This is a genomic window from Erwinia sp., from assembly GCF_031978025.1.
Classification (GTDB): domain Bacteria; phylum Pseudomonadota; class Gammaproteobacteria; order Enterobacterales; family Enterobacteriaceae; genus Erwinia.
Window position 1 is genome coordinate 1 of the sequence record NZ_DALZCD010000225.1, and the last position, 7,237, is coordinate 7,237.

General features: G+C 52.9%; 10 protein-coding genes. 6 read left to right on the forward strand and 4 right to left on the reverse strand.

All coding sequences use genetic code 11. The features are described from left to right. Together RTK32_RS16345 and degS are read left to right on the forward strand one after the other, a co-directional pair. The coding region (locus RTK32_RS16345; RefSeq protein WP_312045811.1) for a PDZ domain-containing protein at positions 1-560 on the forward strand (560 nt) is incomplete at its 5' end. Positions 561-637: 77 nt separating this feature from the next. Then, complete coding sequence (degS, locus tag RTK32_RS16350) at positions 638-1,696, forward strand: outer membrane-stress sensor serine endopeptidase DegS (RefSeq protein ID WP_312045813.1); 1,059 nt, start codon at positions 638-640, stop codon at positions 1,694-1,696. Positions 1,697-1,731: 35 nt separating this feature from the next. On the opposite strand, the gene mdh is transcribed toward degS, so the two are convergent. Next, positions 1,732-2,667, reverse strand: a complete 936-nt coding sequence (gene mdh / locus RTK32_RS16355) for a malate dehydrogenase (protein ID WP_312045815.1) — start codon at positions 2,665-2,667, stop codon at positions 1,732-1,734. Positions 2,668-3,083: 416 nt separating this feature from the next. On the opposite strand from mdh, the gene argR reads away from it, so the two are divergent. From argR to yhcN (RTK32_RS16375), 4 genes are all read left to right on the forward strand, one after another. Then, positions 3,084-3,554, forward strand: a complete 471-nt coding sequence (gene argR / locus RTK32_RS16360; protein WP_312045817.1) for a transcriptional regulator ArgR — start codon at positions 3,084-3,086, stop codon at positions 3,552-3,554. Positions 3,555-3,964: 410 nt separating this feature from the next. Next, positions 3,965-4,228, forward strand: coding sequence for a peroxide/acid stress response protein YhcN (gene yhcN / locus RTK32_RS16365; RefSeq protein WP_312045819.1), 264 nt, complete (start codon positions 3,965-3,967; stop codon positions 4,226-4,228). An 83-nt stretch (positions 4,229-4,311) separates the two neighbouring features. Further along, positions 4,312-4,581, forward strand: coding sequence for a peroxide/acid stress response protein YhcN (gene yhcN / locus RTK32_RS16370; protein WP_312045821.1), 270 nt, complete (start codon positions 4,312-4,314; stop codon positions 4,579-4,581). Positions 4,582-4,674: 93 nt separating this feature from the next. Then, positions 4,675-4,932 (forward strand): peroxide/acid stress response protein YhcN, encoded by a 258-nt coding sequence (gene yhcN, locus RTK32_RS16375; RefSeq protein ID WP_312045823.1) that lies wholly within the window; start codon positions 4,675-4,677, stop codon positions 4,930-4,932. A gap of 69 nt (positions 4,933-5,001) precedes the next feature. Here the strand turns inward: yhcN (RTK32_RS16375) and RTK32_RS16380 are convergent, their stop codons facing one another. The 3 genes from RTK32_RS16380 to RTK32_RS16390 form a co-directional block, all read right to left on the reverse strand. Further along, on the reverse strand, positions 5,002-5,271 hold the full coding sequence (locus RTK32_RS16380; protein ID WP_312045825.1) for a hypothetical protein: 270 nt from the start codon (positions 5,269-5,271) through the stop codon (positions 5,002-5,004). A gap of 50 nt (positions 5,272-5,321) precedes the next feature. Further along, positions 5,322-6,773 (reverse strand): NAD-dependent succinate-semialdehyde dehydrogenase, encoded by a 1,452-nt coding sequence (locus RTK32_RS16385; protein ID WP_312045827.1) that lies wholly within the window; start codon positions 6,771-6,773, stop codon positions 5,322-5,324. 91 nt (positions 6,774-6,864) lie between these two features. Continuing rightward, positions 6,865-7,237 (reverse strand): FUSC family protein (locus RTK32_RS16390; protein ID WP_312045829.1); only part of this gene is annotated, 373 nt, incomplete at its 5' end.

Here is a 7,237-nt window from a genome sequence, read left to right on the forward strand (position 1 = left end):
TGGGCATCAAGGGGACAGAAATGACGGCGGAAATGGCGAAAGCCTTCAACGTTGACGCCCAACGCGGTGCTTTTGTTAATGAAGTGATCCCGGGTTCGGCGGCGGCTAAAGCCGGTATTAAAGCGGGCGATATCATTACCTCGCTGGACGACAAGCAGGTAGAAAGCTTCGCCGCGCTGCGGGTAAAAATTGGCACGACCGCGCCGGGCAAAGAGGTCAAGGTCGGCCTGTTGCGCGACGGTAAACCGCAGACGCTGACCGTGAAGCTTGACAACAGCACGCAGACCGCCAGCGCCGTCCTGTTAAGCCCTGCCCTCCAGGGCGCCACGTTAAGCGATGGTGCGGCGAAAGACGGCACGAAAGGCGTCAGCGTGGATAACGTCGAGAAAGGCACGCCAGCCGCCCAGTTTGGCCTGCAAAAAGACGATATTATTATCGGGCTTAACCGCACACGCGTTGAAAGCCTGGCCGATCTGCGTAAGCAGCTGGCGGCAAAACCTTCGCTGCTGGCCCTGAACGTGATCCGCAACGGTGAGAGCCTCTACCTGCTTTTACGTTAAAACTTCGGGCGGACACCTGCGCGTCCGCCCGACTCATGGTATCCTGCCCGTCGTCTATTCATTCATCAGTTAAAGCCATGTTTCCTAAACTTATGCGTTCAGTGCTTTTTGGCCTGGTGATAGCAGGCCTGCTGCTGGTCGCGCTGCCCGCGCTGCGCATCGGCAATAATTTTTTTACGTTAAAAGATGACAGCGCTGACCAGGCGCCCGTGAGCTATAACGCGGCTGTACGCCGCGCTGCACCTGCGGTAGTAAACGTCTATAATCGCAGCGCCAACGCGTCGGCCCATAATCTGGAAATCCGTACGCTGGGTTCAGGCGTGATTATGGATGCCCGTGGCTATATTCTGACCAATAAACACGTCATCAATGATGCCGATCAGATTATCGTAGCGCTTCAGGATGGCCGAATTTTTGAAGCGATGCTGGTAGGATCGGATAGCCTGACTGATTTGGCTGTATTAAAAATCACGGCTTCCGGCCTGCCTGTGATTCCTGTCAATCCCAAGCGTGTGGCGCATATTGGCGATCTGGTCATGGCCATCGGTAATCCTTACAACATCGGTCAGACGGTAACGCAAGGCATTATCAGCGCCACGGGACGTGTTGGCCTTAGCCCTTCCCGCTATCAGAATTTCCTGCAGACTGATGCCTCTATCAACAAAGGGAACTCCGGCGGCGCGTTGATTAACTCACTGGGCGAACTGATGGGCATCAATACGCTGTCGTTTGATAAAAGTAACGATGGCGAGACACCGGAAGGCATTGGCTTTGCCATTCCTGGCGCGCTGGCCACGAAGATTATGGACAAGCTTATCCGTGATGGCCGTGTTATTCGTGGCTTTATCGGCATCAGCGGGCGTGAAATCCCACAAATGCACGGACAAAATGGCAGCGTCGACCACGTTCAGGGTATCGTCGTGACCAACGTGTCGCAGGGTGGGCCGGCGGCGAAAGCGGGCTTACAGGTTAATGACGTGATCGTCAGCGTGAACCATAAGCCAGCCGTTTCGGCACTGGAAACCATGGATCAGGTGGCCGAAATCCGACCGGGGACAGCGATTGACGTGGATATTTTGCGTAACGATCGCAAGATGACGCTGCAAATTACCGTGCTGGAATATCCAGGCAATTAAACAGCAAGGGCCAGCGCAAGCTGGCCCTGAATAGATTACTTCACAAACTCTTCGCCCTGAGCAATATCTTTTTTCAGCGTCTCCAGCATGTTCTGCAGAGCCTGCTCTTCAAAAGGACTTAAAGCCCCTATCGGTTTGCGCTCTTCAACGCCGTTTTTCCCCAGCAGCAGTGGCTGAGCGAAAAAGCGAGCGTGAGCGCCATCGCCTTCAACGTAGGCGCACTCCACTACATTGCTCTCGCCCTGTAATGCACGCACCAGCGCCAGGCCAAACTTCGCCGCAGCCTGGCCCATCGACAGCGTAGCGGAGCCACCACCGGCTTTGGCTTCGACCACTTCCGTACCCGCATTCTGGATGCGTTTAGTCAGGTCGGTTACTTCCTGTTCGGTAAAACTTACCCCCGGGATCTGTGACAGCAGCGGCAGGATTGTCACGCCTGAATGGCCACCGATAACCGGCACGTTCAGCGCCGCCGGATCTTTACCTTTTAGCTCCGCCACGAAGGTGCCAGAGCGGATAATATCCAGCGTGGTCACGCCAAACAGTTTGTTTTTATCGTAAACGCCCGCTTTCTTAAGAACCTCGGCGGCGATAGCCACGGTGGTATTAACAGGGTTAGTAATGATGCCAATTAACGCTTTTGGACAGGTAGCGGCGACCTGCTCAATCAGGTTGCGCACGATACCAGCATTCACGTTAAACAGGTCTGCACGATCCATACCCGGCTTACGCGCCACGCCCGCGGAGATCAGAACGACGTCGGCGCCATGCAGAGCAGGCGTGGCGTCTTCTCCGCTAAAGCCTTTGATTTTCACTGCCGTAGGGATGTGGCTCAGATCGACAGCCACGCCAGGCGTCACAGGCGCGATATCATACAGTGAGAGCTCTGAACCTGCCGGAAGTTGGGTTTTAAGCAGAAGAGCAAGTGCCTGGCCAATGCCGCCAGCCGCGCCGAGAACTGCAACTTTCATCCTAAACTCCTTATTATTTTTGAGGGGGAAGTGCCGTGGAATCATTTGCTTATGAGCATATCTGGCCTGCGAGGCCTGAGCGACGATCTTTACCCTTATACACGATGGCGCATCATACAGGATAAAGCGACGAGGGACTGATCGCACGCTGCCGATTAAGGCCATTCATGGCTGCAGGCAACGCGATCACCGCTACCCTACACCGTTAATACTTAGCCAAACAACATCAATTTTATAACAATCTGTTCACTTATTGTGCGTGACGTTGCCCAATAAGGCGAATTTTTCAGAAGAATAGTCGGCAGCACGGGTAAGACGGCGTAAGAGAACGGCTTTATTTGCATAAAAATTCAAAAAAATGCATAATAGATCGTTATCCCGAGTGGGAATTTCCTTGCGACCTCTAGCGAAAAACTATGCGTAATCCAGCAAAACAAGAAGATCTCATTAAGGCATTTAAGGCCTTATTAAAAGAAGAAAAATTTAGCTCGCAGGGCGAGATCGTCACTGCGCTCCAGGAACAGGGCTTTGATAATATCAATCAGTCTAAGGTGTCGCGTATGCTGACGCGCTTTGGCGCCGTGCGCACGCGCAACGCCAAAATGGAGATGGTTTACTGTCTGCCTGCCGAGTTAAGCGTGCCGACCACCAGCAGCCCGTTAAAAAACCTGGTGCTTGATATCGATCATAACGATGCGCTTATCGTGATCCATACCAGCCCTGGTGCAGCACAGCTGGTTGCCAGAATGCTGGACTCGTTCAGCAAGCCAGAAGGTATCCTGGGAACCATCGCCGGTGATGACACCATTTTTATCACGCCGGCTCGTCACGTTAGCATCAGGCATCTGCGTGATTCCGTGATGAAATTTTTCGATCAGTCGTCATAAACTGCCGGTTTTTATGCAGTTTTTTATCGTTTTTCCTTCGCGCTGACGACCGTCGGCGCTTTATATCTCTCTGCTCACCCGCCGATAAAACAGCATAATCCACTCTATTATTCCCCCCTTGCCGCCGTTTAAATCCAGGGACTCTCGTCTCATAGTGTGATCTGCCACAAATAAGCGCACAAATGGTTAAATTGATCTATCTCAATGTTTTTAGACGTATTTAACCTGACCAGGGCAAATTATAAGCATCTTTTATAACCGAACGTTATTAAAAAGTGGTTAACGGCTTAAATATCGCAACAAAACATTATTAGCATGCTATTAATATTTTCCGTTATTAGATCTATACTCTTTTTCGTGATGTGAATCACACTAACAACACGATAAAAACAACGACGAGGAAAAATTTCATGAACGTAAAAACCAGTATGGCTGCCGTTAGCCTGCTTTCCGTGCTCTCTTTTGGTGCTTTTGCAGCTGAATCTGTTAACGCGGATCAGGCGCAAAGCATGCAATCGATCGGCACCGTCAGCGTGAGCGGCGTCAGCGCATCCCCTACGGATATTAATGCCCAGCTAAGCCAAAAGGCCGATGCCCAGGGCGCTAAGGCCTATCGTGTGGTAGAGGCCTATTTGAACGGCAACTACCATGCCACGGCTGAGCTGTATAAATAATTCTTTAACCCTGACGATAACCCCAAGAATAATAAACGTTTTACAGCCCTTTCGGTTATCGCCCTACTTCTGGAGCATCTGCTATGAACACGAAATTTACGCTTGCTGTATTAGGTCTGGCTTCCGTTCTCTCTTTCGGCGCCAGCGCGGCTAACCTTGTGACCGATCAACAGGTTGCCAGTGAAAATCTGCAGTCTATAGGGACCATCAGCGTCAGCGGCATTGATGGCGCGCCAACCACTATTCGCCAGCAGCTTTCACAGAAAGCTGACGAACAGGGCGCAAAATCCTATCGGGTGATTGAGGCCTACAACAACGGCAACTATCACGCGACCGCAGAACTTTATAAATAAGATGGGCGACGGGCAGGCGTTGAACCTGCCTCTCTGTCGACGACCTGAAAGGTTTCAGACGCGGGTTGTTGATGACAATGAGGATAGAAAATCATGAAAACAACTTTTGCCGTACTAAGCCTGCTCTCCGTACTCTCTTTCGGCGCTTCCGCTGCACAGCTGGTTAACGCAGAGCAATCACAAAATCTGCAATCTGCAGGCACCATTTCGTTAGGTGGCATAGCGGGTGCACCGATGGATATCCGTCAGCAGCTGTCGCAGAAAGCGGATGAGCAAGGTGCCAGCGCCTATCGCGTTATAGAAGCACGCAATGACGATCGCTGGCACGTTACCGCTGAACTCTACAAGTAATTCCTCGTCACCGTACCCTACGGTTTATGACGAACCTTTTGGCCCCGTTCGCCGGGGCCCTTTTTCGTTTCAGCGCACATTAAAGCGCAGCTCGCCTTCCAGCTCCTCCTCTGCTTCATCAAACAGCAGAATTAGCGCGCCATAGCGCCGACGCTGACCTGTGCCGAGATGCACAAACACGATCTCCAGCGGCAGCGGCAGCAACCTTTCACTTACCACATCCCACAGGCTGTCCAGGTCCGTAATAAGCCGATCGCTTAGCGAAAAGCGCTCGCTGAACTGACGGAGAAAATGCGCCTGGTCTACGATCTCATTAAAATCAAAAATTTCTGTTCTCATACTGCCGCTCCCAGGGAAAACGGTCGGGCGACGCCGGGCCGCCCGGTGAGTTACAGTCCCCCAATATGCAGGGCTTTGACCTCTAAAAACTCTTCCAGTCCCAGCACCGATCCTTCCCGTCCCAGTCCGGACTCTTTTACGCCGCCAAACGGTGCCAGCTCGGTGGATACCGCGCACTCATTGATGCCAATCATGCCGCTTTCCAGCGCTGCCGACACGCGGAAAATACGCTGTACATCGCGAGTATAGAAATAAGCGGCCAGACCAAATTCGGTATCATTGGCGCGACGGATGACCTCCTCTTCGCTGTCGAAACGGAAACAGGCAGCTACCGGGCCGAACGTCTCTTCCCTGGCCAGCATCATCTTTTCATTGGCTTCGGCAATGACCGTTGGCTGCCAAAAATTACCGCCAAGTCCGTGTCGGTCACCGCCGACAACGATTTCCCCGCCTTTCGCTTTGGCATCCTTAACGTGCTGTTCCACCTTATCTACGGCGGACGCTTCAATGAGTGGGCCCACTACTACACCTTCCTCACTGCCGTTCCCCACCTTTAGCCTGCTCACCTCTTCCGCCAGCTGGCTGACAAAGCGGTCGTAAACGCTGTTGTGAATAAAGAAGCGGTTAACGCTGACGCACACCTGGCCCGCATTGCGGAATTTGTTGGCAATGGCCCCTTTTACAGCCGCGTCGATATCCGCATCTTCAAATACGATATAGGGCGCGTTACCTCCCAGCTCCATCGACACTTTTTTCATCGTTTCGGCGGCGTTACGCATCAGCAGCTTGCCGACCTCGGTGGAGCCGGTAAAAGAGATCTTTCTGACCACCGGACTGGCCATAATGGCCTCGCTGATGGCTTTGGTATCCCCCGCCACGGCATTCAACACACCATCAGGCACGCCTGCTTTTTTCGCCAGTGCGACCAGCGCAAAGGCCGACAGCGGCGTGTTATTGGCGGGTTTGATAATGCCGGTACAGCCGGCGGCCAGTGCGGGTCCCAGTTTGCGCGTCAGCATCGCCATGGGGAAATTCCAGGGCGTAATAGCCGCGACCACGCCGATGGGTTCACGCGTAGCCAGAATGCGCGATCCCGCTTTAGCGGGGGGGATAATTTCACCGTTAGCGCGTTTTGCCTGTTCGGCAAACCACTGAATAAAGCTGGCGGCATACTCGACCTCGCCTTCGGCCTCTTTAACCGGCTTGCCCTGTTCCGCCGTCATCAGTTTGCCCAGCCAGGCTTTGTTGTCGACGATCAGCTGGTACCAGCGGTAAAGGATTTCACTACGTTCTTTGGCGGTTTTGGCCCGCCAGGCAGGAAAGGCTTTTGCCGCAGCGGTAATGGCCCGCTCGGTTTCTGCTTTACCGGCGCGCGCGACCTGAGTTATCACTTCACCCGTGGCCGGATTCAGTACGTCAAAGGTTTCGTTCCCCTGCTGCCACTGCCCATCGATAAAAAAGCCAGTCTGAAATAAATCGTTGTCCTGAAGTGAGTGACTCATCGTGTTCTCCCATTGGATTGCCGTTGGGATAAGTATAGATGGCGGCCTGCGTGACAGGCCGTGAGAAAAGTAAGAAGCGGAGATCTCTTAGTCAGATTTGTACCAGCGTCGTCTGGTATTTTTTTAACATACTTGCCAGACGCTGCACGGGTTCCGTCACGCTTAACGGCGCCTCGTAATGCACCAGCTTCTGCTGATAGATAGCCAGTTCGGCCAGAAGCCGCTCAAAATAGTGGCGACGTTTGGCATCGCTGCGCGCTGAGATAACCCGATCCGCCGTATGGCGCAGCTGCTTGTGGAAAGCAGAAAGATCGCTGTTAATCGGGATATCGGCATCGCGTAAACGCTGGTGACCAATAATCAATGTCAGTGCAATACGAAACTTGTCGATATCGCCCGGGAAAATATTCAGCAGCATAAAAAGCTGCTGGTATAGCGCGGGCAGGTGGTTTTCCCGGCGGCGG

Coding starts and splice junctions, on each gene's coding strand:
- degS (WP_312045813.1), top strand. CDS start 638: ATGTTTCCTAAACTTATGCGTTCAGTGCTTTTTGGCCTGGTGATAGCA.
- mdh (WP_312045815.1), bottom strand. CDS start 2,667: ATGAAAGTTGCAGTTCTCGGCGCGGCTGGCGGCATTGGCCAGGCACTT.
- argR (WP_312045817.1), top strand. CDS start 3,084: ATGCGTAATCCAGCAAAACAAGAAGATCTCATTAAGGCATTTAAGGCC.
- yhcN (WP_312045819.1), top strand. CDS start 3,965: ATGAACGTAAAAACCAGTATGGCTGCCGTTAGCCTGCTTTCCGTGCTC.
- yhcN (WP_312045821.1), top strand. CDS start 4,312: ATGAACACGAAATTTACGCTTGCTGTATTAGGTCTGGCTTCCGTTCTC.
- yhcN (WP_312045823.1), top strand. CDS start 4,675: ATGAAAACAACTTTTGCCGTACTAAGCCTGCTCTCCGTACTCTCTTTC.
- RTK32_RS16380 (WP_312045825.1), bottom strand. CDS start 5,271: ATGAGAACAGAAATTTTTGATTTTAATGAGATCGTAGACCAGGCGCAT.
- RTK32_RS16385 (WP_312045827.1), bottom strand. CDS start 6,773: ATGAGTCACTCACTTCAGGACAACGATTTATTTCAGACTGGCTTTTTT.